This window comes from Kitasatospora putterlickiae, assembly GCF_039527695.1.
GTDB classification, from domain to species: Bacteria; Actinomycetota; Actinomycetes; order Streptomycetales; family Streptomycetaceae; genus Kitasatospora; species Kitasatospora putterlickiae.
Window position 1 is genome coordinate 10,639 of sequence record NZ_BAAAKJ010000332.1, and the last position, 466, is coordinate 11,104.

General features: G+C 76.0%; 1 protein-coding gene. It reads right to left on the reverse strand.

The window, feature by feature from the left end:
- Positions 1-283: 283 nt before the first annotated feature.
- On the reverse strand, positions 284-466 hold a 183-nt coding region (locus ABD308_RS31340; protein WP_344342554.1), incomplete at its 5' end, for a CGNR zinc finger domain-containing protein.

Sequence of the window (466 nt, forward strand, 5' to 3'; positions counted from 1 at the left end):
CACCGGCGATGGAGCCGGCGACGGACTCGGAGGCGGAGGCCGGCTGCGCGCCGGCCTGGGCGGTGAGCGGGACGGCGAGGGCGAGGGCCAGCAGGACGGCGGTGGCCGTGGCGGGCTTCCCTCGGCGGGGCAGTCGCATGACTGTCCTCCTGGTGGGGGTCCGTAGGGATGACGGAACGGTGGAGGAGGTGGCGGCGCCGCGAGCTTGATGGTCCGTCAATGACATGCAATCGTCAAGGAGTTGGGCGAAACGAGGGCGGAACGGGACCGGCCGCGCGCCGGGTCAGGACTCCGTCGCGCGCCGGGTCGCCGCCGCCCCGCAGGTCGCCAGACTGCACCAGCGCCGCCGCCCGCCCGCGTCCAGGAACAGCCAGCCGCAGTCCGCGCTCGGACAGCGCTGGACGGTCAGCCGGCGCGGCTCGGCCAGGAGTTCGGCCGCCGCCCGGGCGGCGGGGTACAGCGGCAG